This window comes from Rosistilla oblonga (assembly GCF_007751715.1).
Lineage (GTDB): Bacteria > Planctomycetota > Planctomycetia > Pirellulales > Pirellulaceae > Rosistilla > Rosistilla oblonga.
The window spans coordinates 6,389,282-6,415,692 of the sequence record NZ_CP036292.1 but is presented as its reverse complement, the minus strand read 5'-3'; the positions used below and the strand labels follow the sequence as shown (position 1 = coordinate 6,415,692).

At 58.8% G+C, this 26,411-nt stretch carries 18 protein-coding genes and 1 riboswitch; of the genes, 11 read left to right on the top strand and 7 right to left on the bottom strand.

All coding sequences use genetic code 11. The features are described from left to right. Positions 1 to 404 precede the first annotated feature (404 nt). Entirely contained in the window at positions 405 to 1,910 is a 1,506-nt protein-coding gene (gene trpE / locus CA51_RS22555; RefSeq protein WP_145123401.1) for an anthranilate synthase component I, read from the bottom strand. A 257-nt stretch (positions 1,911 to 2,167) separates the two neighbouring features. On the opposite strand from trpE, the gene CA51_RS22550 reads away from it, so the two are divergent. The 4 genes from CA51_RS22550 to CA51_RS22535 all read left to right on the top strand — a co-directional run bounded on the left by CA51_RS22550 (position 2,168) and on the right by CA51_RS22535 (position 6,219). After that, complete coding sequence (locus tag CA51_RS22550) at positions 2,168 to 2,689, top strand: UvrB/UvrC motif-containing protein (protein WP_145123400.1); 522 nt, start codon at positions 2,168 to 2,170, stop codon at positions 2,687 to 2,689. Positions 2,690 to 2,716: 27 nt separating this feature from the next. Then, positions 2,717 to 3,802, top strand: a complete 1,086-nt coding sequence (locus tag CA51_RS22545; RefSeq protein WP_145123399.1) for a protein arginine kinase — start codon at positions 2,717 to 2,719, stop codon at positions 3,800 to 3,802. 52 nt (positions 3,803 to 3,854) lie between these two features. Beyond that, complete coding sequence (locus tag CA51_RS22540; protein WP_145123398.1) at positions 3,855 to 4,445, top strand: RNA polymerase sigma factor; 591 nt, start codon at positions 3,855 to 3,857, stop codon at positions 4,443 to 4,445. An 88-nt stretch (positions 4,446 to 4,533) separates the two neighbouring features. Then, positions 4,534 to 6,219 carry a glutamine--tRNA ligase/YqeY domain fusion protein gene (locus CA51_RS22535; protein WP_197451401.1) on the top strand — a complete coding sequence of 562 codons (1,686 nt, stop codon included), beginning with the start codon at positions 4,534 to 4,536 and terminating at the stop codon, positions 6,217 to 6,219. Between the two features lie 368 nt (positions 6,220 to 6,587). Here the strand turns inward: CA51_RS22535 and proS are convergent, their stop codons facing one another. Beyond that, a complete protein-coding gene (gene proS, locus CA51_RS22530) occupies positions 6,588 to 8,102 on the bottom strand; it encodes a proline--tRNA ligase (protein ID WP_145123396.1) in 1,515 nt (504 codons plus the stop codon). Positions 8,103 to 8,471: 369 nt separating this feature from the next. Here proS and CA51_RS22525 point away from each other — a divergent pair, with 369 nt between their 5' ends. Further along, positions 8,472 to 9,443: a 3'-5' exoribonuclease YhaM family protein gene (locus CA51_RS22525; protein WP_231745839.1), complete on the top strand. Its 972-nt coding sequence runs from the start codon at positions 8,472 to 8,474 to the stop codon at positions 9,441 to 9,443. A 197-nt stretch (positions 9,444 to 9,640) separates the two neighbouring features. Here the strand turns inward: CA51_RS22525 and CA51_RS22520 are convergent, their stop codons facing one another. Next, complete coding sequence (locus CA51_RS22520) at positions 9,641 to 10,897, bottom strand: DEAD/DEAH box helicase (protein ID WP_145123395.1); 1,257 nt, start codon at positions 10,895 to 10,897, stop codon at positions 9,641 to 9,643. A gap of 447 nt (positions 10,898 to 11,344) precedes the next feature. Here CA51_RS22520 and CA51_RS22515 point away from each other — a divergent pair, with 447 nt between their 5' ends. Continuing rightward, complete coding sequence (locus CA51_RS22515; RefSeq protein WP_145124303.1) at positions 11,345 to 12,625, top strand: radical SAM protein; 1,281 nt, start codon at positions 11,345 to 11,347, stop codon at positions 12,623 to 12,625. 513 nt (positions 12,626 to 13,138) lie between these two features. Here the strand turns inward: CA51_RS22515 and CA51_RS22510 are convergent. The 4 genes from CA51_RS22510 to CA51_RS22495 all read right to left on the bottom strand — a co-directional run bounded on the left by CA51_RS22510 (position 13,139) and on the right by CA51_RS22495 (position 18,497). Then, complete coding sequence (locus CA51_RS22510; protein WP_145123394.1) at positions 13,139 to 14,491, bottom strand: DUF1501 domain-containing protein; 1,353 nt, start codon at positions 14,489 to 14,491, stop codon at positions 13,139 to 13,141. A gap of 281 nt (positions 14,492 to 14,772) precedes the next feature. Then, positions 14,773 to 15,903: a Gfo/Idh/MocA family protein gene (locus tag CA51_RS22505; RefSeq protein WP_145123393.1), complete on the bottom strand. Its 1,131-nt coding sequence runs from the start codon at positions 15,901 to 15,903 to the stop codon at positions 14,773 to 14,775. Positions 15,904 to 16,058: 155 nt separating this feature from the next. Continuing rightward, a complete protein-coding gene (locus tag CA51_RS22500; RefSeq protein WP_197451400.1) occupies positions 16,059 to 17,078 on the bottom strand; it encodes a sugar phosphate isomerase/epimerase family protein in 1,020 nt (339 codons plus the stop codon). 162 nt (positions 17,079 to 17,240) lie between these two features. After that, positions 17,241 to 18,497: a cupin domain-containing protein gene (locus CA51_RS22495; RefSeq protein ID WP_145123392.1), complete on the bottom strand. Its 1,257-nt coding sequence runs from the start codon at positions 18,495 to 18,497 to the stop codon at positions 17,241 to 17,243. 192 nt (positions 18,498 to 18,689) lie between these two features. On the opposite strand from CA51_RS22495, the gene CA51_RS22490 reads away from it, so the two are divergent. The 5 genes from CA51_RS22490 to CA51_RS22470 all read left to right on the top strand — a co-directional run bounded on the left by CA51_RS22490 (position 18,690) and on the right by CA51_RS22470 (position 26,088). Continuing rightward, positions 18,690 to 19,856 (top strand): aldose 1-epimerase family protein, encoded by a 1,167-nt coding sequence (locus CA51_RS22490; protein ID WP_197451399.1) that lies wholly within the window; start codon positions 18,690 to 18,692, stop codon positions 19,854 to 19,856. Positions 19,857 to 20,029: 173 nt separating this feature from the next. Beyond that, the gene (locus CA51_RS22485; RefSeq protein WP_145123390.1) at positions 20,030 to 22,381 is read left to right on the top strand and encodes a DUF4159 domain-containing protein; all 2,352 of its coding nucleotides are present in this window, start codon (positions 20,030 to 20,032) and stop codon (positions 22,379 to 22,381) included. 65 nt (positions 22,382 to 22,446) lie between these two features. Further along, positions 22,447 to 24,381, top strand: a complete 1,935-nt coding sequence (hemE, locus tag CA51_RS22480; RefSeq protein WP_145123389.1) for a uroporphyrinogen decarboxylase — start codon at positions 22,447 to 22,449, stop codon at positions 24,379 to 24,381. A 445-nt stretch (positions 24,382 to 24,826) separates the two neighbouring features. Continuing rightward, positions 24,827 to 24,900, top strand: a riboswitch (cyclic di-GMP riboswitch). Between the two features lie 159 nt (positions 24,901 to 25,059). Beyond that, positions 25,060 to 25,230 carry a Flp family type IVb pilin gene (locus CA51_RS22475; protein WP_145123388.1) on the top strand — a complete coding sequence of 57 codons (171 nt, stop codon included), beginning with the start codon at positions 25,060 to 25,062 and terminating at the stop codon, positions 25,228 to 25,230. A 294-nt stretch (positions 25,231 to 25,524) separates the two neighbouring features. Then, on the top strand, positions 25,525 to 26,088 hold the full coding sequence (locus tag CA51_RS22470) for an A24 family peptidase (protein ID WP_145123387.1): 564 nt from the start codon (positions 25,525 to 25,527) through the stop codon (positions 26,086 to 26,088). The last annotated feature ends 323 nt before the right edge of the window (positions 26,089 to 26,411 follow it).

The window sequence follows — 26,411 nt, the reverse complement described above, 5'->3', positions numbered from 1 at the left end:
GACGGCGGTTTGCAAATGCGGTTCGGAAAGCAGTGAATCAGTGCTTCGCTCAAAGCGGCCTATTTACTCTACGGTTACGACGAAGGGGGGGCGGGCCTGCGATCGACGGCAGCAGCCAGGGCAGGTGCCAACCGACAATCATCACAATCGAACGAACCGGTCCGTCGGAGCGTCGCAGTGTGAATCAAGGTCCTGGCAAAGATAGGACACGTTTAGTTGCGCCGTCGCAAACGGGCGCGTCAAACAAGAAGGTCTGCGCTAAATACGATCCCAATGGCGGGGTTTGCCGTCCGCTGGAGGGGGCAGCGGGAAGCCAAGTGTATTGGAGAACAGCCGGTTTTGCCGCGAGAAGAGTTTGCCGCAGCGAGAGTTTGGAGAATCGGCCGCCTTGGCGGCGCGGTCGACTACGCGTTCCGCTTGTTTGCGTTCAATCGAGACAGAGTCAGGCTGATCGCGCGGACCATGCCTTTGGCTTTGTTAACCGTTTCTTCATACTCCGCGTCGGGATTGCTGTCGGCGACGACGCCACAGCCGGCTTGGACGTAGACCTTGTCGTTTTGCACGACCATCGTTCGCAGTGCGATGCAGGTATCCATGTTGCCGCGATAATCGATATAACCGACGGCGCCGCCGTAGGGGCCGCGGCGATGTGGTTCCAGTTCGTCGATCACCTCCATCGCGCGAACCTTCGGGGCGCCCGAAACGGTTCCGGCGGGCAAGCAGGCTTTCAGAGCATCAAACGCGTCCAGCCCGTCTCGCAATTCGCCGCGGACCTCGCTGCTGATGTGCATCACGTGGCTATATCGCTCGACCACCATCACCTCCGTCAATTCGACGGTTCCAAATTTTGCAATCCGGCCGATGTCGTTGCGCCCCAGGTCGACAAGCATCACGTGTTCGGCTCGCTCCTTCGGATCCGACAGCAATTCTTCTTCTAGCGCCAGGTCCTCTTGTTCGGTTGCGCCGCGGCGGCGGGTGCCGGCCAGCGGGCGGACCGTCACGACACCATCGACCACGCGCGTCATGATCTCGGGAGAGCAACCGATCAGGGTGCATTCGGGAGTCCGCATGTAGAACATGAACGGGCTTGGATTGACGACTCGCAGCGAGCGGTAGATCTCAAACGGATCGACCGACGTGTCGACAGCAAACCGCTGGCTGGGGACGACTTGAAAGATATCGCCGGCGCGGATGTATTCGCGGCACTTCTCGACCGCGTCGGCAAAACCTTCGCGGGTGAAGTTCGATGAGATATCCAGCTGCTCGTCGTGACTCTGTTCGACGTCGGCGGTTTCCAGGTGCGGAACCGGTCGCGACAGCTGGGCGACGGTTTCATCGATCCGTTGCTTGGCGTCGCGATAGGCTTCCGCGGGGGAATCGAAATCGGCGGGACGGGCGACGGCGACGATCGTCATCGTCTTGGTGACGTTGTCGAAAACGACCAAGGTGTGGTAGAAACCGAAATCGAGGTCGGGCAGCTGGCGATCGTCTTCGGGAGCGTTGGGAAGGTTTTCGACGTAACGGACAACATCGTAGCCGGCGTATCCGATCGCTCCGCCGACAAATGGAGGCAGGTCGCCGGTGTCGGCAAAGGTCACGCCAGCCAAGTGACCGCGGAATTCATCCAGCGGATCGTCGCAGGTTTTTGTTTCGCAAGCGTCGCCTCGCGTGATCGAGACCGATTGGCCGTGGGCGCAGAACCGCATGATCGGATCGACGGCGAGGAAACTGAAGCGGCCGACTTTCTCGCCGCCAATCACGCTTTCGAACAGACACGCACTGCGGCCGTTGTCCAACAGCCGAAAGGCGCTCACCGGCGTTAAGCTGTCGCTGAGCAGACGGCGGGAGACCGGGACCAGATCGTGGGTGCTGGCCAGATGGGTGAATTGATCTTCGTTGGGCGTATGCATTGCGTTTACCGAGGATTGGCGGAATTTGCTGTCATAGAGCGTCAGACCGCCTGGCGGGTTCGAGAGATTCGATTGAAGACTGATCGTGTAATTCGTCCCGGCCCCGTACAATAGACAACGGCGAGGGCGAAATGCCGCCGGTCGCTACCAGCCGGTTGCGTTGGTTGACGGTTCAAGGGGGACAGTTAGAATCGGCAAGCCTGTTATTGCAGGTGATATCTTAATAAGGATGGTGTTTTGAGAAAGGCGTGTGAACGATGAAGTGTCAACACTGCGAAAAGCCAGCGACCTTTCACATTACTGAATTGACCGAGCCAAGTGGTCCCCAGGTGATGCATCTTTGCGAAGAACACGCGCGGCATTATCTGTCCAAAGAGCAGTCGACGCCCACCAGCTTGGTTGCCGATCATCTGGAAAAGCAGCTGAAACTGGGGCAGACGGCTGAGGAGTTGGCGGAATTGGACCAGCAGGAATGCCCGGTCTGTGGGATCACGTTCTATGAATTCCGCAACGCCGGACGGCTGGGGTGTCCGTATGACTACACGGTCTTCCAGAAGGATCTTGAACCGCTGTTGATCAACATCCATGCTTCGCGCGAACATAAGGGGAAACGCCCCACCCGCTTGGCTCCATCGGCCGATCGGCAAGCCGAATTGATTCAGCTGCGCCGCGAGATGGAGGAAGCGATCGAAAAGGAAAACTACGAGCGAGCCTCGGAGATTCGCGATCGCATTCGCACTTTGGAATCGGGTCAATCGGATACGTCGAGCGATCTCTAATCAAACACTGAAGGTACGCACGTGGACATGGATCCGAAGTTGGATGAATTGGCGGGACAATGCGGCGAATGGCTGCGCGGTACCGGGCCGGAGTCGGATATTGTGATCAGCAGCCGGATTCGGCTGGCTCGCAATCTGGCAGGTTTTCCGTTCATCAAGAAATGTAGCCCCGAAGACCGCCAAGCGATCGAACGGACCGTGCGGGGCAAGATGGAAAAATTGGCCCAGTGGAAAGATGTCCGCTATCTGATGGTCGACGATCTTTCGGAGGTCGACCGCCAATTCCTCGTCGAACGCCAATTGATCAGCCGCGAGCTGGCCGATTCCGAAGGGGCGCGAGCCGTCGCGATCGATCCCGACGAACAGTTCAGCGTGATGATCAACGAAGAGGATCATCTGCGGTTGCAGGTCATGCACAGCGGGCTCAGCTTGCAAGAGGCGTGGCAGACCGTCAACGCTTTGGACGATCTGATCGAAGGCGAGATCACGTATGCGTTTCACTCCAAATTCGGTTATCTGACCGCCTGCCCGACCAACGCCGGAACCGGCCTGCGGGTCAGCGTGATGTTGCACCTGCCGGCGCTGGTGATCACTCGCCAGATCGACAAGGTTTTCCGCAGCCTGCAGAAGATCAGCGTGACCGTTCGCGGTCTGTATGGCGAGGGATCGCAGTATATGGGCGATTTCTACCAGGTCAGCAATCAAATCACCTTGGGCCGCAGCGAAGAAGAGTTGGTCCAACAGGTGAGCGAAGTGATCCCGGTGCTTATCGATTACGAGCGGCGGGCGCGGCGATTTTTGGTCGAAGAGAGCGAACAGGATCTGCACGACGACGTCAGTCGGGCTCGCGGGATCCTGACCACGGCCAAGAAGATCAGCAGCGAAGAGACGATGCATTATCTGTCGAAGGTCCGGATGGGGATCAATCTGGGGCTGATCGACGACCTGCCGATCACGACGATTAATAAGTTGTTTATCCACACCCAGCCGGCGCATCTGCAGAAACTCCGCGGCCGCACGCTTGGTTCGGCCGACCGGAACGTCGAACGGGCCTCTTATCTGCAGCGTCATTTAAGCGATAGTGGTTCCAACGGCGCGGCGGAACTAAACTAAAGCAGGTAACGTCCGCTCCCCCCCTTCCGTACCGGCCACCTCTCCTCTGCGCGTGAACGACGATTCAAAACTCATCGACCAGGCGCTCGCGGGTGATCGAGCGGCTTTTGGGCAATTGGTACGCCGCTACCAGGATCGCCTGTTCGCGTCGATGCTGCAGGTGACCGGGTCGTCCGACGACGCGGAGGATGTCGTCCAAGACGCCTTTGTGCGGGCGTTTGTCAAGCTTCACACCTTCCAACGGCAAAGCCAGTTCTTTACCTGGCTGTACCGGATCGCGTTTAACAGCGCTCTGAGCCACCGGCGTCGCAAGCGGAGCACCGTCTCGTTGGAACACGCTCGCGAATCGGGCGGGATCGAACCGGTCGATAAGGTCGACGCGCCGGACGCCGCGATGATCCGCGACGACCGCGTGCAAACGGTTCGCACGGCGTTGGATCAGTTGACCGAAGACCATCGCGTGATCTTGGTATTGCGTGAAATGCAGGACTGTGCGTACGAAGATATCGCTCAGATTCTGGAGATCTCGATCGGCACGGTCCGCAGTCGGTTGAGTCGCGCTCGGGCTGCCTTGAAGCTGGTTCTCGAAGAGATCGAAAGCAAGCAAGAGTCGCAGGGCGGAGCGACTGGCGAGCTGCGGTAGTCCCCTTCGGAACGCCTGCCCCAGTCGTCATAATCTACCGATCTGTACTGATTTTACGTCTGCTCGACCCCGCCTGGAGTGTCCCCTCGTGAACGATTCGGCTAACGAACCTGAAGCCCGTCCGCTGAACTTCGTCGAAACCGCGATCCAAGAAGATCTTGCCGCCGGTCGCTTCACGACCGTGCAGACCCGGTTTCCGCCCGAACCGAACGGCTACCTGCACATCGGCCACGCCAAGGCGATCTGTCTGAACTTCGGTCTAGCCCGGCGAATGAACGGCAAGTGCAACCTCCGTTTCGACGATACCAATCCGTCGAAAGAGGAGACCGAATACGTCGATGCGATCATGGACGACGTCCGCTGGTTGGGGTTTGAGTGGGATTCGCTGCACTACGCTAGCGATTACTTCGAACAACTGTACGATTGGGCGGAGAAGTTGATCGTCGATTCGAAGGCGTACGTCTGCGATCTGACTCCCGAACAGACGCGCGAATACCGCGGCACGATCACCGAAGCGGGCAAACCGAGCCCGGGCCGCGACCGCACGCCCGAGGAGAACCTTGAATTGTTCCGCGGCATGCGAGCCGGGAAGTTTCCCGACGGCAGCAAGACGCTGCGGGCGAAGATCGATATGGCATCGCCGAACTTGAATCTTCGCGATCCGGTCATGTACCGCATCTCGCGGGCTCACCACCATCGCACCGGCGACACGTGGTGCATCTATCCGATGTACGACTGGGCTCACGGGCAGAGCGATTCGATCGAGGGAATCTCGTTTTCGATCTGCACGTTGGAATTCGAAAACCACCGCCCGCTTTACGATTGGTTCTGCAAATCGTTGGAGATCCATCATCCGCGGCAGATCGAATTCGCCCGGCTGAACATGACCTACACGGTGATGAGCAAGCGAAAACTGTTGCAGTTGGTTAACGAGGGGCACGTCAGCGGATGGGACGATCCGCGGATGCCGACGATCTGCGGCCTCCGTCGTCGCGGCTATACTCCCGAATCGATCCGCGATTTCTGCGATGACATCGGCGTCGCCAAGTTCATCTCGATGATCGACACCGGGCGACTGGAAAATGCGCTCCGCAAGCACTTGAACAAAGTTGCCCCGCGACGCAACGCGGTCCTCGATCCGTTGAAGCTGACGATCACCAACTGGCCCGAGGGGAAGGTCGAGATGGTCGAAGCGATCAACAATCCCGAAGACGCCACCGCCGGCACGCGGCAGTTGCCGTTCAGCGGTTCGCTGTACATCGAACAGGACGATTTCCAAGAGGAAGCACCGAAGAAGTTCTTCCGTTTGAAGAAGGGTGGCGCCGTGCGACTGCGTTACGGCTATATCCTCGATTGCCACGATGTCGTCAAAGATGACGCCGGCAACGTGATCGAAGTCCTCTGCACGTACGATCCCGAAACAAAAAGTGGTGCCGACACGTCGAGCCGCAAGGTCAAAGGGACGATCCACTGGGTCAGTGCACCGCACGCCAAAGAGATCGAAGTGCGTCAGTACGACCGCTTGTTTAAGGTCGAGAACCCCGAGAAGAACGACGCGGGCGGATCGTTCTTGGATCACTTGAACGAAGACTCGTTGAAGACGATCACCGCGATGGTCGAACCGAGCCTGGTCGAACTGAAGCCGGAGGATCGCGTGCAATTCGAACGCAAGGGTTACTTCTGCGTCGACAAGGATTCGACCGCCGACAAGCCGGTCTTCAATCAGATCGTAGGCCTCCGCGACAGCTGGGCCAAGGCAAAAGCTAAGGGCTAAACCGCGCCGCGACACTCGCGATACCGCGTGTCGGTTTAATTAGCCGTTTGGGCGTTAGCCCCGGTTCCGACGCCGCTAAACCGGGGCTAACGCCCAAACGGCTAATGCAGAGAAGCTCGTTGTGGTTAAACCGACAAGCCGTTAGCGTCCGGTTCTCGCGCGAACCGTCCGCTATAAATTCCCAAAGCACCGACCGCATCCGCGGCTCCGGTGCTCGCAATCGTCGACGGTGGTCTTCGCGACGCAGCCTTCTTTAAGCAGATCGCATTGTGTTTTTTCGTTTAACCGCGAGCCCATCGGGCCGCGTGGCCCTGGAAAGCGCGGGGCGATGCCCGCGCGGTTAAACTAGATATCTCTTCTCTTGCTGCTTAATAGGCCTTTGCGAAGATCGCTTTCTTTTCGGCGGGCTTACCGGTCAGGAAGCAGGTGCCGGGCGTGTCGTTGTCCTTCAGCGGAACGCAGCGGATCGTCACCTTCAGTTCTTTCAGCAGCGGTTCCAGGTCGTCTTCATTGCTGAAGTAGCAGCTGGCAAAGCCGCCGTGGATCTCCGGTCGGTCGGGATTCTTGGCGGTGAAGTAGGCGCGGAAATCGTCGACGTTGTCGATCTCGCGGGTGTTCTCTTCTCGCATCTTGAGTGCTCGGTCGAACAGGTTCGTCTGAATCGAATCGAGCATCCCGATGACGTCGGCGACCAATTGATCGCGATCCATCGACTTGGTTTCGCCGGTGTCGCGGCGGCCGACGAAGACTGCGTTTTTGTCGATGTCTTTCGGGCCGACCTCCAGTCGTAACGGGACGCCACGCTTGACGTGATACCACTTCTTTTCGCCGCCACGAATGTCGCGGTCGTCGACTTCGATGCTGATCCGTCGGCCGCTGTAATATTGCGCCGACAGTTCTTCACGCAGCTTGCCAACGTATTCCAGCACCGCCGCACGTTGTTCGTCGTCGCGATAGATCGGCAGGATCACGATGTGCGATGGAGCTAGCTTCGGCGGCAGGACCAAGCCGTCGTCGTCGCTGTGAGTCATGATCAAGGCACCGACCAGTCGCGTCGAAACGCCCCAGCTGGTCGTCCATGCGAACTGCATGTTGCCGTCTTGGTCTTGGAACTGGATCTCTTGAGCCTTCGAAAAGTTCTGGCCCAGGAAGTGGCTGGTTCCGGCCTGCAACGCTTTGCGATCTTGCATCATCGACTCGATCGAAAGGGTCGAGACCGCGCCGGGGAAGCGTTCCGCTGGTGTCTTTTCGCCTTGGATGACCGGCATCGCCATCCAGTTCTCGGCGAAGTCGGCGTAGACGTCGATCATCTTCCGCGTCTCTTCCAACGCTTCTTCGGAGGTCGCGTGAACGGTGTGCCCTTCCTGCCACAGGAATTCGGCCGTGCGCAAGAACAGCCGCGTTCGCAGTTCCCAGCGAACGACGTTTGCCCATTGGTTGATCAAGATCGGCAGGTCGCGATAGCTCTGCACCCACTTCGCATACATCGACCCGATGATCGTTTCGCTGGTTGGGCGGACGATCAACGGCTCTTCCAACGGGCCGGCTGGCTGTAGGCCTCCCTTGCCGTCGGGTTCCAGGCGGTGGTGCGTAACGACAGCGCACTCCTTGGCGAAACCCTCGACATGCTCCGCCTCTTTCTCCAGAAAGCTCATCGGAATGAACAGCGGGAAGTAGGCGTTTTGGTGCCCTGTCGCTTTGAACATGTCATCCAAAACACGCTGCATGTTTTCCCACAGCGCGTATCCCCACGGTTTGATCACCATGCATCCACGAACCGGCGACACCTCTGCCAAATCCGCGGCTTTGATGACTTGTTGAAACCATTCGGGATAATCGTCGACGCGGGTGGGCGTGATCGCGGTTTTCGGTGCTTTGTTCACGGCAGGTTCGGCTTCAGATAAAGAGTGAATTGGTCAAACGGAATATTGTAGGAACATTCCGATGGTTGGGGGACTAGGCCCCGGGCTATTCGGTGTTTCATTTTGATGTATCAGCCGGCACTCGCTGGCCTCCGATCATCCACCGGAGCCCGGCGAAATCGCGTGCCAGCTAATCTGCCGAAACACAAGCACTGGATTGGACCTGGTCGAGGCAATGGGAATGCCGGTTCCGGCCCCACTATCGCTCGAAATTTGCCGATTGTGGCCGCTGCGGCGGCTGATTCTGATCGGGCCAGCACTTGGCAGCGGCGTTGGGGCATTCTACGTTGGTCGGCGGGAAACGTTACGTAAATATCCAAGGAGTGATCGGTGTCTGAGCGGCTTTTTATCAACCAGTTGTCTGAACAAACCCAAGTTGACGACGTTTACCGCGCTGCGGATAAGCAGTTGCGAGCCAATCGGCAGGGGAACAAGTATATTTTGCTGAAGCTGGCCGATCGGACGGGGACCCTGACCGGGATGTTCTGGAACGCGGAGGATCGCGATTTCGAGCGCTGCCAAGACAGCGAATATCTGCATGTCAAAGGCCGCACGCAGATCTATAACGGCAACATGCAGATGATCGTGACCGGGATCAGTCCCGTCGATCCGTCGCAGGTCGATCCGGCCGACTTCGATATGTTCGATGCCTCGGCCAGCGAGCAGGCTTTCGCGCGGCTGAAGGAACTGTTGGGGAGTGTCCGCAACATTCACCTGCGTCAGTTGTTGGATGCCTGTTTGGCCGACGAAGAGTTTATGACGCGGTTCAAGCAGTCCCCCGCGGCAGTCACCAATCACCACGCCTTTCCCGGCGGCTTGCTGCGGCACACCGTCGACCTGATCGAATTGGCTCAGTTGATCGGGCCGCGTTATCCGCAATTGGATATCGATCTGCTGACCACCGGTGCCTTCCTGCACGACATCGGCAAGACCGAAGAGCTTTCCTCGGGCGGCGAGCTCACTTACACCGACCGCGGCCAATTGGTCGGCCACATCGTGATCGGCGTCCAGTACCTGGCCGATCGGATCGCGGTGGTCGAAGCCGAAACGAAGTCGCCGTTCCCGGTGCAGCTGAAGTGGCATCTGGAGCATCTGATCCTCAGCCACCACGGCCTGCTGGAATATGGCAGCCCGAAGGTACCGCTGACGCGCGAAGCGATCGCGCTGCATCACCTGGACAATCTGGACGCCAAGCTAGCTGCCGCGACCAGCATCATCGACAGCGACATCAGCGGCGACAAAAACTGGACGAACTACAACCCCAGCATGGGCAAGAAGCTCTGGAAGTCGCCGATCGAATAGAAGGCTTGGCGACTTGGGACCGCGGTGCTTGGCTGCCGTGGTTCGCGTGAGGATGTTTGCGAGATCCAGCTGCCGAGCGGCGGCAGCTTTGGGGGCGCTAGCGGCCTGCCGCGAGAGAGGCTGGTCAGCGATGCGACCAGATAGAGAGCGGGTAGCCCGGCGGATCCGGGCTGCAGTGCTGTGTATCGCGGTATCGTTTAGAAGCGTTTCCGCGTGCGGCGAACGATCCGGTTCAGCTTCGGGCGGCTCGGCTCCTTTGGCTTTGCTGCCTCTTCGGCTTCCGCGACTCGGTTGACGGGGACTGGGTGGTCGAAGCCATCCATCACGTCTTTGATCAACTGCTTGTTGATCCGTTGCTCGATCGAGGTCAGCACATCTCCTTCGCCCGGCACGATGAACGTGAAGGCGACGCCATCGCGTCCCATCCGCCCTGTGCGTCCGACGCGATGGACGTAGTCGTCGCAGTCTTGCGGGACGTCGAAGTTGATGATGTGCGAGATCGTCGTGATGTCGATTCCGCGGCCGACGACATCGGTCGCTACCAAGACCTTCAGGTCCTTGCTGCGCAGTTGCTTGATCACGCGGTCGCGCTCTCGTTGCTGCATGTCACCATGCATGCAACCGACGCCGTCGTATTTCTCGCTCAGCTTGCGATGCAGTTTGTCGGTGCCGCGCTTGGTGCGGCAGAAGATGATCACTTGTTCGGGCGATTCGCGGTCCAGCAGTCGCATCAACAGTTCCAGTCGCTTGTCAGCGGCGACGGTGAAGTAGTGCTGCTCGATCGTTTCGACCGACATGTCCTTCGAACTGCAATCGACAGTCTTCGGTTCGTACATGTACCGCTCGGCCAAGATCCGAACCTGCGGCGCCATCGTGGCCGACAGCAGCAGAGTCTGTCGGTCTTTGGGGCATTTGCGCAAGATGCGTTCGATTTGCGGACGGAATCCGATGTCGAGCATCCGGTCGGCTTCATCGAGCACAACGCACCAGATGTCGTGCGTCTTAAAGGTTCCGCGTTGCAAGTGATCATGCACGCGACCGGGCGTTCCGACAACAACCTGCACGCCATCGCTTAACTGTTGCGTTTGCTTGCGAAGGTTTTTGCCACCCGCCAGGACGGCGATGCTGGTCGGCACACCTTTGGCTAGCCGGGTCAGTTCTTGCCCCACTTGGTCGGCCAGTTCGCGAGTTGGCACGAGGATCAGGGCTTGTGGCAAACAGTGATCCTCCAGCGGATCGAGCTGTTCCAGAATCGGGATGCCGAAGGCGGCGGTTTTGCCGGTGCCGGTCCTCGCTTGGCCGATCACATCCTCCCCTTCCAGGGCAAGCGGGATTAGACCCGCTTGGATCGGTGAGGGGTTCTCGAACTTGCAAATCTTTAACGCCCGCAGCATGATGGGCGAAAGATCGAGATCGCTGAAGGACAGCGATGGCTCCGAAGAGTTAGATTCCATGTTTTGACTGAGAATGGAGACGCGTTCGCGCGACGAAGGCACCGGCCTATCCAGTGCTGACGTTGTTAGCAGGAAATTTTGTACCGTAAGTTGTAATGGGAATCAAAGCCTTTGAACATCGGGCTAATTCCAACCAGGGCTCTCAAGCGGGGTCTGTGGTTCCTAATATAACGGTGCTGCGGAATGGGTAGGCTGGTGGGGGGCATGGCTCGCCGCGATTGATTGTTGCCAGTGCGTTTACCCCATTCACCCCCCTGCACCGCTGACGCCTTTGCTTACCACCCACGCGTTGGGATCTGTGTGCGAGCGGTGCGGTTGGCGTCGCCTCGGTGTGTTATTTGCCGCACTGGCAGGCTATAGTTGATGTTTGCGATCGGCGGCTCGGTCGGTCGCTCACTTGCCTGAACTCTCCCCCCTGAATTCGGATCTGCTGATATGTACCTGCGAATGGCCAAGCGGCTCGCTTTGGAAACCGATAAGCGTTTGCTGTGGAAGCTGTTTTGGTTGATGGGCATCAAGGGATTTCGCAGTGTCCACAAGCACAAGCGGCGGCTGAAGCGAGGCGAGTTTTTTCCGCCGTTCTTATATATGTCGGTGATCAACAGCTGCAATCTCCGCTGCCAAGGCTGTTGGGTCGACGTCGGGGCGAAGCAGAGCCGGATCGAGGTCGAGGCGGCTAACAAGACGATCACGCAAGCCAAGGCGATGGGGAATTCGTTTTTCGGAATCCTCGGCGGCGAGCCGTTTATGCACAAGGATCTGATGGAGATCTTCCGGTCGCATCCGGACGCCTATTTCCAGGTCTTCACCAACGGCCACTTCATCACCGATGAGGTCGCGGCGGAGCTGCATCGGTTGGGGAACGTCACGCCGCTGATCAGTGTCGAGGGGAGCGAGATCATCAGCGATCAACGCCGCGGCCGCGAGGGCGTTCTGAATCAGACGATGGAAGGAATCAAGACCGCGCTGCGACACAATCTGATGGTGGGTGTCTGTACCAGCGTTTGTCAGACGAATATCGACGACCTTGTCAACGACGCCTGGGTCGATCGGTTGATCGAGATGGGAGTCATGTACTGTTGGTTCCACGTCTATCGTCCCTGCGGTCCCGATGCCAGTCCCGATCTCTCGCTCTCCAGCGACCAACAGCGCCGCGTGCGGCAGTTTGTTGTCGACACGCGAGCCACCAAACCGATCATCGTTGTCGATGCCTACCACGACGGCGCGGGGAATGCTCTCTGCCCGGCGGTCACCGGCTTCACGCACCACATCGGCCCATGGGGCGATATCGAGCCCTGCCCGATCATTCAATTGGCTGCCGAAACGATCCACGACGATCGGCCGTTGAAGGACAAGTTCAACGAGTCGGAGTTTTTGCGCGACTTCCGCCACATGACAGCGCAGAACACGCGCGGCTGTGTCGTGATGGAGCGTCCCGACATCTTGGTCCAGATCGCCGAAAAGCACGGTGCCCGCGATACGACCGCTCGTGGAACTGCGATCGAGGAGCTGAAGGCGATGCAGCCGCGCCGCAGCCAATACGTTCCGGGCAATGAGATTCCCGAACGCAATCTCGCTTATCGGTTAGCCAAGAAGTTCTGCTTCAGCGACTTCGGCGCCTACGACCAGCAAGCCTTTTCGCAGGCCAAATGGACCGATCCAGGCGAATCACCGGCGGCGGCAGGCGGACGATCTCCATCACAGTTGCCCGTGATCTCGTCGAAGTAACGACGCGTCGTCCAGACGCCAATCGCATTGCCGCCGTTCGACCCAGCGGTCGGCCCTCCCCGGAAAACTTGCTAAACGCACGTTTTCCGACCCTCCCTGTTTCGCCGGGCGGGTGCAGTCGTGCAACACTTCACCCTCCCTCAAACGAAGTTTGATCGGGAGGGTCGAACGATCGCAGCAATGTTCGGGGAGGGGAGTGCTGTATGAGTCAAGAGTCGAGGATGCGCGGTCGGCCCTCCCCGGAAAACTTGCTAAACGCATGTTTTCCGACCCTCCCTGCTTCGCCGAGCGGGTGCAGTCGTGCAACACTTCACCCTCCCTCAAACGAAGTTTGATTGGGAGGGTCGAACGAGCGCAGCAACGTTCGGGGAGGGGCGTCAGTGTGTGTCGAGCCTCGAGGATGCGCGGTCGGCCCTCCCCGGAAAACTTGCTAAACGCACGTTTTCCGACCCTCCCGGCTCCGCCGGGCGGGTGTGTTGAATCGTCACCGCGCTGCCGCTGGTCGAAACGCGCTTAGGCGATGACGTCGTACAGCGGTCGGCCGCCGATGATCAGCGGTCGGTTGTCGCGATCGTAGATCTCGGTGTTGGGATCGATCCCCAGTAATTGATACATCGTCGCGGCGAGGTCTTCCGGTTTGACTGCCTTCTCCAGCGGGAACTTCGCCCGTTCGTCCGACTTGCCATGGACGTAGCCTCCCTTCACGCCACCGCCTGCCATTAACGCGGTGTAGCACTGGGGCCAGTGGTCGCGGCTGACGTTCTTGTTGATCTCCGGCGTGCGGCCAAATTCTCCCATCCAGACGACAAGCGTCTCGTCCAGCAGGCCCCGTTGGTGCAGGTCGTCGATCAGAGTCGGCAGCGTCTGGTCGGTCAGCGGCATTTGGTATTTGTCGACGATCTTATACATCCGCGTGTTGTCGAAGCCGTGGGTATCCCAGCCTCCCTGCCCAACGCGCCGACCGCCGATGCTGTTGGAGAAGTAGACGGTGACAAACTTCACGCCCGATTCAACCAACCGCCGAGCCAGCAGGCAGCTCTGCCCATAGCTGGTCCGGCCGTACGCCTCGCGAACGGCTGTCGGTTCGGCTGACAAGTCGAACGCTTTGCGGACGTTGTCCGATGTGAGCATCGAGATCGCCCGCTCGTAATATTGGTCGAAGCCGCGAGCCTCGCCCGAATGCTCCATCAACCGCATCTGCCTGTCGACAAGCTGTTGCATTTCGCGACGGCGATGCAGCCGATCGATCGACAGCCCGTCGGGGAGGCTGAGTTCGGGGAGCTGGAAATTTTTGTCGTTCGGGTCTTCCAGGAATAGCAGCGGATCGTGTCCCTTGCCGAGGAAGCTGGCGTGTTGGCCGGGGACGATCGAACCGTCGCGGATCACGTGAGGGTACGACACAAACGACGGCATGCCCGAATCGCTTGGCAGCAGGTGGTCGACGACGCTGCCGTAGGCCGGGAAGAGATCCAGCGAATCACGCAGGCGTTGGTCATCGCTTGGCGGTTCGTGACCGCTGAGGGCGTAATAGCCAGCCGAGGCGTGGTTCTTCATCTTGTGAGTCATCGTGCGAATCAAGCTCACATGATGCATTTGCTTGGCCATGTTGGGCAACAACTCGCAGACCTCGATCCCATCGGCGCTCGAAGCGATCGGCCGATAGGGACTTCGTACCGCTGCCGGCGCGTTGGGCTTCATGTCGAACGTGTCCAACTGGCTCGGCCCGCCCCACTGGAACAGGAAGATCACCGACTTCGCCTTCGGCTTGATCTGCCGCGTCTGTTCCGCGGCGCGGATCAACTTGGGCATCGACATCCCCAGCATCCCCGTACCTCCAACTCGCAACATCGCGCGTCGATTCAACATCGGTATGGGCTCCTGTGAAGGTGGGATATGGGGTGGGTGTAGTCGTTGCAGCGGATCCCAGTATACAACGCGGCGGGGCCCAGATCGATCGCGCGGGCTGGAGTCGAGGCTTCAGCCGACTTCCTCCGGTGCCAAAACCGCAGGGCGAACCGATGCGGCAGAGATGGCACGATTTGGCCAGAGGCCGGCAGGAAAGAGCTGCCGGCGGTGTAAAGAGACAGATCGCGACGCGGATCTGTTCGGCTGAAGCCTCGGTTCCAGCCGTCGCTGACGATGGCTGCTTAGACGTCCATCCAAGCGCGTTCTTTGGCACTCTTGAGGACTGCGTCGCAGACCTTTTGGGTTTCCAGGGCGTCGCGGAACGATGGGTGAACCGGCTTTCCTTCGTCGAGACTCTTCAAGAAGTCGGCGACTTGGTGGATGAAGCTGTGCTCGTATCCGATGTTCAGGCCGGGAACCCACCAGTTGCCCATGTAGGGTTGGTCGCCATCGGATACGTGGACGTCGCGCCAGCCGCGGACGATCCCGTCGTCGGCGTAGTTGAAGTATTGCAGGCGATGCAGGTCGTGCAGATCCCAAGCCAGGCTGCCGTGTTCGCCGTTGATCTCCAGCGTGTTGAGCGCCTTGTGGCCGCGGGCGTATCGCGTCGATTCGAACAGACCGAGGGAGCCGTTCTCGAAGTGGCAATGGAACATGCAGGCATCGTCGATCGTGACAGGTTCCTTCTTGCCGGTTTCGGCATGCATGCGTTCCTTGACAAAGGTCTCGGTCATCGCCGAGACGTCTTTGATGTTGCCGTTGAGCCAGATCGCTGTATCGATGCAGTGGGCCAGCAAGTCGCCGGTCACGCCGCTGCCGGCCGCTTCGGCATCCAGGCGCCAGGTCGCTGCGCCACCTTGAGGGACGTCGGCGTTGATCGTCCAGTCTTGCAAGAAGTTGGCGCGGTAATGGAAGATCTTGCCCAAGCGACCTTCATCGATGATCTGCTTGGCCAACGAAACCGCGGGGACGCGGCGGTAGTTGTACCAAACCATGTTCGGCACGCCCGCCTTCTCGACGGCTTCGCACATCGCTTCGCCTTCGGCGACGTCGATCGCCAACGGCTTCTCGCACAGAACCGCTTTGCCCGCTTCGGCAGCGGCGATCGAGATCTCTTTGTGCAAGTTGTTCGGCACGCAGATGTCGACGGCATCGATGTCGTCGCGCTTCAGCAGTTCACGCCAGTCGGTTTCGATCGATTCGTAGCCCCAGTTGTCGGCAAACTCTTGAGCCTTTTCCGCGTTGCGGGCACACAGCGCCTTGAGGACCGGTTTGTGGCCGAGCTTAAAGAAGTGGTTCGCTTGGGCGTAGCCGTTGGTGTGCGCTTTGCCCATGAAACCGTAACCGATCATTCCGATGTTGACGTTTTTCATGTTGGTGGTGTCTCGTTTCTAAAGTGTTGTGAGGGTCTATTCAATGCCGATCGGCTGCCAAGCGTCGCTTGCCGTGATGGTCGTCTTTCGCACCGCGAAAGTGCGTCGACCACCGCTCTTTCGCAGAGCGAAAGGCGGCCGGCAGCCCGCGGGTGTTACACCAAGCTGGTGTTGGCGTCGCGAACCTTGATCATCGTGTCGAGGATCGTGTTCCAGGTCTTGGGATCTTCCAGCGTCGCGTTGGGGAACATGCAGCCGTCCCAACAGATGTGTTGGATGCCGCGCGACGAAGCGTCTTTGAGCCAGTAGCTGGCGCATCGGACGATGTCCAATTTGCCGTTGGGGTCGTCCGCCGGGCAGTGCTTGCCCGTCTTGTCGTGCGACCCGGCACCGTGGACTTCGCCATCGTTTTGGGCGACGTGGAAATCGATCGTCCAAGGACGCAGCTTGTCGGTCATCTTCTCGTAAGCTGCGTAGAACTCTTCGTCGCTGTAGCCCGGTTGCAGCAGCGCGTGTTCGGCGGCGTTGTAGCCCATCAGGTACAGATACGTGTGAGCCAGGTCGGCTTGGAAACCGAGACTCTCTGGCATCCCAACCGCTTCGAGAAGGTCTAACATGTCCTTCCAGCTGTGCATGCCGGCCCAGCAGATCTCGCCTTCGGCAGCCAGACGCTGGCCGTGATCGGCGGCGATCTTGGCAGCTTCTTTGAAGGTCGCTGCGATTTGAGCGGTATTGGCCGACGGGTTCTCTTTCCACTTTTCGACGCCGAATTCGGCACTGTCGATGCGGATCACGCCGTATTTGCGAACGCCATGGTTATCGAAGATGCCAGCGACGCGGCAGGCCATCTTGACTGCCGAAAGGAACTTTTCGCGTTGTTCGGCGGTTCCCATCGCGGAATCGCCGATCGTGCCGGGCCATACCGGGGCGACCAGCGAACCGACGGCAAAGCCTTTGCTTTGGATCAGGTCGGCGATCTGACGCAGTTCGTCGTCGCTCGCTTCAGGGTTGGTGTGAGGCAGGAACAGGAAATAATCGATGCCATCGAACTTCTGTCCGTTGACTTCGGCAGCGGCTGTCAGGTCGAGCATCTTTTCGAGACTGATCGGCGGCTCTTGTCCCTCGTCGGTCCCTTTGCCAACCAGTCCGGGCCACATCGCGTTGTGTAGTTTCATCGTTGTTCCTGTTCCGTGCTTTGTACTTGCTTTGGTGTGTGGGCAACGACCCACATTGGTTCTGTTGGGTTATTGTAGCGAGATGCTAAGAGGCCGTTCGACGATTGCCGAGGCCAGCCGAAATCCTTTGACTTCGGCTGGCGGCAAACCGGATGCGGCGTGCTATTTCGATCCGCCGTGCAGCGGCAGATTCGGATGCACATCGGGGCCGAAGTAGCGCAGGCCAACAAGTGGCTCGCTGCCGGTGTTCTCGATCACAACGCCGGCGTTGGCAGCTTCGTACGAGATGAAGATTTCGTCTTCGGTATTTTCGCCGAAGCGAATCGAAGCTGGCGTTTGCAGGTTCAAGCTGCCCATCTTCCCCTTGCCCTGCATCGTGATCCAGCTGCTGGCACCCGGTTCCTGTAGCGTGCACTTCTTGCCAGGTTGAATCGTCAGCTCTTTCGCGCTGAACAATTGTTTGCCATCGACGCGGCCGTAGACGATCCACAGGTCTTCGTACCCGTCGCCGCTGCGGTCGGTGTCGACGATCGGCTCCAGGTAGTTCGATTCCTTGAAGTGCGTGTCGACGTTCTTTTCCCAGTCGAGTTGACCGATGATGAAGTCGAGGTCTTGGTGCTTGTCTTCGGGCATGTCCTTGACCAGCAGCGACCATGGCACGTAGCGGCCTTCGACGATCGATTGGAACATGCCAAACACGTCGCTGCCCCACTGAGGTTCGTAGGTGCACAGCGAACCGGGAGCATGCAGAACGCCTGGCGGGATCAACCAGCCGGTGCCGCGCTTCAGGCGGTGGGCGCGCGAGAGGTCGAGGATTCCGTTGTCCCCTTCGTTCCAGTTTTCCAAGCACTTGCGAACTTGGTCCTTGGTGGTGCCTGGTTCGAGGCCCATGAAGGTGTAGGCAAAGTTGTTGTCGACGTTGTTCAATTGTGGCGGGAAGTAATAGCTCTCGGGCTTACCTTCCTGGCCGACCAGTTCCGCATCTTCTTGGCTCTGGTGCATGTGGTGCGGGATCGGGCCCATGTTGTCGAAGAACTTGCTGTAGACTGGCCAGCGATCGTACTTCGCGAACATGTCTTTACCGATCAAGCGGTCGCCCGCTTCGGCAACGGCATCTTTGAGCAGGAACTTTTGCCCTTCGTGCAGGCAGAAGCTGAGTCCTTCGTGCCAGACGCGTCCCTCGTTGGCAGCTTCGGTAGTGCTGCCGAACCAGCGTTCATCGATGCCACCGCGATCGGCGCCGAAGCGATAATAATCGCTCGGGTGCAGCTTGATCCGGCGCCCCGGTTGAAGGAAGGATCGAGGCACCCAAGTGGGTGTTAAACGCAGCAGTCCACCGCCTGCGTTCATTGCCGAATCCAAGATTGATGCGACGTTGTCCGATTTGACCAATCCTTCGTCGAGGCTAATTTGAGGCATTTTTCGTGGTGTCCTAATGAGATAACCTGTTGATATTCTGCCGGTGACCCATCCAATAAGGCGGTCAGACCGGCGCACGATGTTTTATTCGGCATCGACGCCTGAAACAAGTCAGTGTCGGCGATTCGATCATTCGTGATGCAACAAAAGATCGACAAAAAATCACCCCCTTTCACCTGCTCGAGGCCCCGTATGGCAACCGATTTTCAGAATCCCGCAGCCCCCCGCACGCTCCCCGCGATCGATTGGCATCCGCCGGGCGAAGGCTGCTTGGCCGCGATGGAGTCGGCCGAGGGGCAGGTCGCACTGAAGTACGGCACGATCGCTAGCGGGCGCGGTGCGGGGATCGAGGTCGTGCAGATCGACACCGGACCGATGCAGGTGACCCTGTTGCCGACCCGCGGGATGGCGATTTGGCAAGTGATTTGCGATGGAATCCCCTTCAAATGGAACTCGCCCGTCGATGGCCCCGTCCATCCGTCGCTGGTTCCCGTCCACGATCCGGGCGGGATCGGATGGCTGGAAGGATTTGATGAACTGCTGGTCCGATGTGGTCTGGTCAGCAATGGAGCTCCCGAATTCGAGGAATCGGGCCGGTTGCGGTACCCGCTGCACGGCCGGATCGCTAACACTCCGGCAGAGCGGGTGTGGTCGGAGGAGGTCGAGGGACGATGCGTCGTCGCGGGAGAAACGCACGAAAAGCGACTGTTTTTCAATAACTTAACGCTGACCACGCGGGTCTCCGTCGCCCCCGGTGGTCGCGAGATCGAGATCGAAGACACCGTGAGCAACCACGGCTCGCAGCCGGCCGAAACGCAGATGCTGTATCATATTAATGTCGGGGCCCCAGTCCTGGAGGAGGGGGCGAAGTTGTTGCTAGCATACGAAGAGCTGTCGCCGCGGAACGATCACGCCGCCAGCGACATCCCGACCTGGGATCGGTATCCCGGCCCGAAGTCGGGATATCAGGAACAGGTGCATCTGTTCCGGGTGAAGTCCGACGCAGCGGGATCGACGGCGATGATGCTGCAGTCCCCCGGCGGCCAACAAGGCTTTGGCCTTTCTTATGATACGAGCACCCTGCCCTATTTCATCGTTTGGAAGAATACCGCGGCGCACGAAGACGGTTACGTCACGGGGCTCGAACCTGCCACCAATTTCCCCAATCCCCGCAGCTTCGAAGGGGAACGCGGCCGCGTGGCGACGATTCCCGCTGGCGGAAGCATCACCCACCGGGTGAATCTGCACCCGTTGGTCGGCCAGGAAAACGTCGACTCGTTTGCCGAGAAGGTTCACGCTCTGCAAGGGAATGACCAGCCGACGGTGCATCAACAGCCGAACCCCGACTGGGCGTCTTGAGCGTCTCGGATTGGCCGCGGTGCGAGGCAACGAACCGCAGCCATGCTAGCGGCGGATGATCGCAGGGAACTCACCAGCCTATCGCGCACCCCAGCGGTGCGGATAAGTTAGTGGAGGGTGAAACGTGACGTCGTCACGCCCGTCACGCGGTGCAAAAAGAAACTGTCTATCCAATGAACCGGTTCCGTTCCACTTCGAAGATCCGCTTGGTTGTCTTGGTTTGTGTCGCGTGGAGCTGGGTATCCGCGGCGTCGGCTCAGGTCACCGCCGAAGCGGTCCAGCACGCGATCGATCGAGGCGTTGCGTTTTTGAAGAAGCAGCAGTCGGCGGAGACCGGCGGTTGGCAGGAGTATACGAATCAGAGCTGCGGGCTGTCGGCGCTGTGCACCTTGGCGCTGTTGAACTGTGGCCTGGATCACAACGATCCGGCGGTCGCTCGCGCGTTGGACTACTTGCGCCAATGCGAACCGAAGCGGACCTATTCGATCTCGCTGCAGACGATGGTCTTTTGCCAGGCGCGGCAGGCTCGCGATCTGGCGACGATCCTGACCAACGTGCGGCTGCTGGAAAATTTGATGATCCGCCGCGACGACGGTCCGATGCAACCGGGCGGATGGCCGTATCAGACAGGGCAAGGAAACGGCGATCCCTCGAATTCGCAGTTCGCTCTGCTGGCGCTAAGCGCTGCGGAGGAACGGGGCGTGGCGGTTTCGAAGGAAGTGTTCGAGATCGCCGAAGACTATTGGCTGCGTCGCCAGCAGCGTCAGGGAGGCTGGACCTATTCCTCCACCGCAAAAGGGGCTCCCGCCAGCGGAAGCATGACGTGCGCCGGGATCGCATCGCTGGTGATCACTCGCGGGCGAACGGGCAAGAGCCAGGCGAGGATCGAAAAAGGGATGATCCAGTGCTGCGGAGCCGACATCGACGAGCGCGATCCGATCCAAGCGGGCTTGGACTGGTTGGGGAAGAATTTTCTTGTGTCGGCGAATCCAGGCGTGCGGGTGCATGGGCTGTATTATCTTTATGCGTTGGAACGCGTCGGTCGTTTGACTGGACATCGATTGATCGGTGGGCACGATTGGTATCGCGAAGGAGCTGAATATCTACTGAAACGTCAGGATGGTTTCGAAGGCTTTTGGCGCGGCGTCGGGCACGACGACAGTATTCCCACGGTCGGCACGTCGTTCGCGCTGCTGTTCCTTGCCAAGGGGAAGCGGCAGGTGGTGATCAGCCGCTTGCAACACGGCGTGGCATCCGATTGGAACTGGCATCCCGACGCGCTGCGTCAGTTGACGCATCACGTGGAACGCAAGTGGCAGCAGGATCTGACATGGCAAACGGTTCAACTGGCTGGTGCGTCGGTCGAGGAACTGCTGAAGTCGCCCGTCTTGTTTATCAGCGGCAGCGGGCCGCTTGTGACGACGGCACAACAACGCGATGTGCTGAAACAGTATGTCGAGCAGGGGGGCTTCATCTTCGCTCAAGCAACAGCGGCCAGCGGATGCCAGCCGAGCCGCGAGTTCGAACAATCGCTACGGCAGTTGGTCGAGGAGTTGTTCGATGCGCCGTTGGAGAAGCTGCCGGTCGATCATCCGATCTGGCATGCGGAGTATCGTTTGAAGCCGACCAAGATGCCGGACAACTTCTGGTTGTATGGCGTTCAGGCGTGCTGCCGGACCAGCATCGTCTACAGTCCGGTTTCGCTGGCCTGTTTGTGGGAGCTGAGCGATCCGACGGGACGCCGCGAATTGCCGGACCGTTGGAAACCGGCGATCGAAACGGCGGCGCACTTGGGGCAAAACGTGATCGCTTATGCGACCGGACGCCGGTTGCGGGACAAGCTGGACGGACAGACCGTCTTGGTGCCGCAGACCGATCTGGCGATGTCGCCGCGGAATACGTTGATCGTTCCTCAATTGGAGATCGGCGCCGGTGGGGACGAAGCGCCGCGAGCGCTACCGAACTTGATGGAATGGATGCGGCGGCAGGTTGCCACCGAGATCGCCAGCCCGGCCGAGATGGCCGGCTTCGATGCCAAGACGTTGCAGGATTATAGCATCGTCTTTATGCACGGTCGCTACAGTTTCACGCTGACCGAAGCCCAGCGGAACGTGCTCCACGATTTCTTGACCGGCGGCGGGACCATTTTTGCGGGAGCGATCTGCGGCAACGACGAATTCACTCAGTCGTTCCGCCGCGAGATGCAGCTTGTGTTGCCGGGCGTTCCGCTGTCGCCATTGGCTGCCGATCACGAGGCGTTTACGTCGCGGTTCCGCGGATACAACCTGTCGTCGGTGACGCTGCGGAAGCCGGTCGAAGGAGAGTCGGGGATCGTGGTCAGCCAGAAGGTCGGCGCGCCGTTAATCGAAGTGATGCGGCAGGACGATCGCGATTGCGTCTTCTTCTCTCCGTTTGATCTCAGTTGCGCGTTGGAAAATCAAGGCGGGATTCAGTGCGCCGGCTACGACACGGTGGACGCGGCCAAGATTGGAATTAATCTGATCCTCTATGCAATGCTGCAGTAACGGGGTAAGACAAACTGGTTTGTCCCCCACCGAATCGCGATATACCAGCGGAAGGCGAAATTCCCATGACGGATCGAAAACCAGATTTTGGCGGCCTGCGCGTTGCAGCACTCGAAAGCCGCCGGGCTGACGATCTGAAGCGGATGATCGAAAAGCATGGCGGCGTTGCGTTTGTCAGTCCCTCGATGCGCGAGGTTCCGATCGAACCAAATCGCGACGCGATCGATTTTGCCTACAAGGTGATGACGGGACAGATCGGCGTCGTGATCTTGACGACCGGCGTTGGGTTCCGGCATCTGTTGCGAGCGACGGAGAAGCATCTGGACAACCAGAAGTTTTTGGATTCGCTGTCGGACATCGTGACCGTTTGTCGCGGTCCCAAGCCGGTCGCGGCGATGAAAGAAGTGGGGCTGAAGCCGACGCATCGGGTTCCCGAGCCGAACACGTGGCGAGAGTTGTTGACGACGCTCGACGAAAACGTCTCGCTGGTCAATCAGAATGTCGGGCTGCAGGAATACGGCGTCACGAACACCAGTTTGATCGCGGGCTTGGAAGCGCGGGGAGCGACGGTTTTTCCGGTTCGTCCGTATGCGTGGGATTTCCCGGAAGACCAGACTTTGCTGCGACAGAACGTGCGAGCGTTGGCGTCGGGGCAGCGCGATGTGGTGATGTTCACAAGTGCTCACCAAGCGGTGAACCTGCTGCGCTGTGCCGAAGAGCTGAAATTGGTCAACGAATTGCGGCAGGGGCTGAAGCGGATGGTGGTTGCGTCGATTGGCCCGACGACCAGCCAGATGCTGGAGGAGTCGGAGATTCGTGTCGATCTGGAACCTGAGCATCCCAAGATGGGACATCTCGTTGTCGACACCGCTCGCCGAGCGGGCGAGATCCATACCAATCGGCATACCATTCAGATGATGCCAATACACGATGAGTTACCGATGAACGCAGCAGAGACGACTGGACCGGCGTGGCAGCAGAGCTTGTTTTTGAAAGCTTGCCGAGGAGAACCAACCGAGCGGACGCCGATTTGGTTGATGCGTCAAGCCGGACGCTACATGGCCGAATATCGCGAGGTCCGAGCCAAGACCAGCTTCCTGGATCTGTGCAAAAATCCTCAGCTGTGCAGCGAAGTGATGTGCACCGCTGTCGACAAGCTGGGGGTCGACGCGGCGATCATCTTCTCGGATCTGTTGCCGATCCTGGAACCACTCGGCTTCGACCTGGAGTTCGTCAAGGGAGACGGCCCGGTGATCCACAATCCGATTCGCGGCGGGGCGCAAGTCGATCGCGTGAAAGAGTTGGACGAACCGGGCAGCATGCAGTTCGTTTATGATACCGTTCGGCAAACGCGAGCCGACATGCCCGACGAGATCCCAGTGATCGGGTTCTCGGGTTCCCCATTCACGCTTGCCAGTTATGCGATCGAGGGGGGCGGCAGCCGCGCCTACACCAATACCAAGCAATTGATGTACACCGATCCTGGGGCTTGGAATGCGTTGATGAGCCGGTTGTCGCGAGCGATCGTGCTCTATTTGAACGAACAGATCGCCGCCGGAGCCAACTGTGTTCAATTGTTCGACAGCTGGGTCGGTTGCCTGTCGACCAACGATTACAAGCAGTTCGTGTTGCCACACATGCGGCACATCTTCGAAGGAGTCGACCCGAGCGTACCGGTGATCAACTTCGGAACCGGCAATCCGATGCTGTTGCCGTTGATGCGAGGTGATCGGCGGACGGTCGTCGGCGTCGATTGGCGGATCGATCTCGATGCCGCCTGGAAGATGATCGGTGCCGACCGGCCGGTGCAAGGCAATCTGGAGCCTGCCGTTTTGTTGGGAACGCCCGAATTGATCAAAGAGCGGGCGGCGATGGTGCTGCAGCAAGCGGGCGGGCGGCCTGGTCATATCTTTAACCTTGGCCACGGTGTGTTCCAACAGACGCCTGTCGAAAACGTGATCGCGTTGGTCGAGATGGTCAAAGAGCTGAGCGCGGTTTAAAACGGCCGGCGGCAGCCACTTCTTTCTCTGCTGCGACGTGAGTTTCCGGTTGCTTTCAACCGGACGACCGGCAGCATCGCTACAGCTGGAACGCTGTCAGGGGAATTCCCACAGGGCGCTTGACGCCCTGCTTCCCCGACTTGCTTTTATTGCGTTGGACCAGCGATCAGTGAATGTCTCTATTTTGGTTCGCTTCGGCCGCCAGCGTGTGTTGGTTGTAACGATTGGATGCGAGATGTAGGGCATTTTGGGTTTTGTGTGTGGCCATCCACAGGCGATCGAGCCCCTTGGTCGGTCGGTTTGTTAGTCGAGGCCTTGCAAACTACCCGATCGTTTCTTTTTGACTGAGCCGAATTGTGTCGTACTTTCCCTGTAGAGCGAATCAGATCGATTCGTTGCTGGGCGTGATGCGGAAGCATTAAACGCGTCCAGCCGGCCAACGCTCCCTTGAAAAAGGCAAACCGTTCGAAAGGGCGGGGCGCAAAGTTACGGGTCCTTTGGGATTGCCGGACTGCCAATGGCGCAGAGGGTAAGTCAGCGAGCGATGCTTGTTGATTGTCCTGCCCCACTGCTACCTATGGTGTTAGGAGATTGAGGCTGCAGAGGATTGCACCGCGGTGGTGCAACCAACTGTTTGTTTCCAGTAACGCAAGTTACTACCTGGTAGGGGAAGACACGATGAAGAAGTTCACCGAAAAAGTAGTTAATTTCTTGAAGGAAGAAGACGGACCAACCGCGGTTGAGTACGCCGTCATGATGGCATTGATCATCGTTGTGTGCTTGAGCACAGTGAAGACGATCGGAACCAAGGCGAACAGCCAGTTCACCAAGATCGCCGACAACCTGTAATTGCCGGCTGGGGTTACCCAGCGTCAATACGAGTCGATTCGTCGGAGCGCACGGTGGCCTGTTTGAGGCCGCCGTGTGTGACCGGCGATTTTTCAACTTAAGAACGAAACACTATGAACTATCCGCTGCTGCCGGTCGACGCCGCCCAACATGCATGGCAAATCGCGTGCTATGTCATCACGATTGTGATGGCCATGTTCAGCTGGTTTTCCTTGGGACGCTAACGCGCTGAGATAGCCTAGGGCGCTGCGGTCGCAATAAACAGAATATCGATTCCGGGGGGAATAGAAGACGATGGATACAAATACACTGATCGAATCTCTGATGTACAACTGGCACGTCTGGCTGGTTGCCGTCGTGATGATCGTGGCGGCCGTGATCGACGGGATGATCTTGAAGGTCCCAAATTGGTTGACCTACCCGTTCATCATTTCGGGATGGGTATACGCCGCGATGGCCAGCGGATGGAACGGACTGGGATACAGTCTGTTAGGAACTTTTGTTGGCATGATGCTGTTGTTGGTTGTGCGTGCCGTTGGCGGCATGGGAGCTGGCGACGTGAAGTTGTTGGCTGGCCTGGGCGCCTGGATGGGTGCTTCGACCGCCTGGTGGGCGTTTGTCTGGACGACGGTCGTCGGCGGGATCATCGCCGTGATCATGATCGCGATGAGCGGCAACTGGTTCAAGCACTACGCGATGTTCCATCAGATCATTCAAGAGTTCGTCACGATCCGCAATCCAGAGAAGCTAGCGGCGATCGCGCGAGAGCGAAAACCGACGATGAAGCTGTTGCCATACGGAATTCCGATGGCAATCGGATCAATTTTGTATTTTGCTTACGCAGGGATGTTCGTTTAAGCGAACGTGCTAGCAAATTCAAGCTGCGTTGGGCTGGTCATCGGGGTTGTCTTTAAGGACTCCCGATGATCGTTTGGAGAGGTTGTGCGGAATGTTCCGATCTTACCTCTTGTCCCAAAAATTCCAGCTCGGGGAGTTTTGACGCGATTGGTCGTTCGGCTCGCAACGGGTGTGCGTAGTTTTCCAAAAGGTTGGTTTATGCGACTCGATTGGAAAATGCTGAAGCGGACCCACCCGAACTGCCAATGGAGTAGACACTGGGCGTGATACCACGCCAGGTGAACGGAACGCTTTTGAAGCGTTCGATGGGATCAAAAAACTAA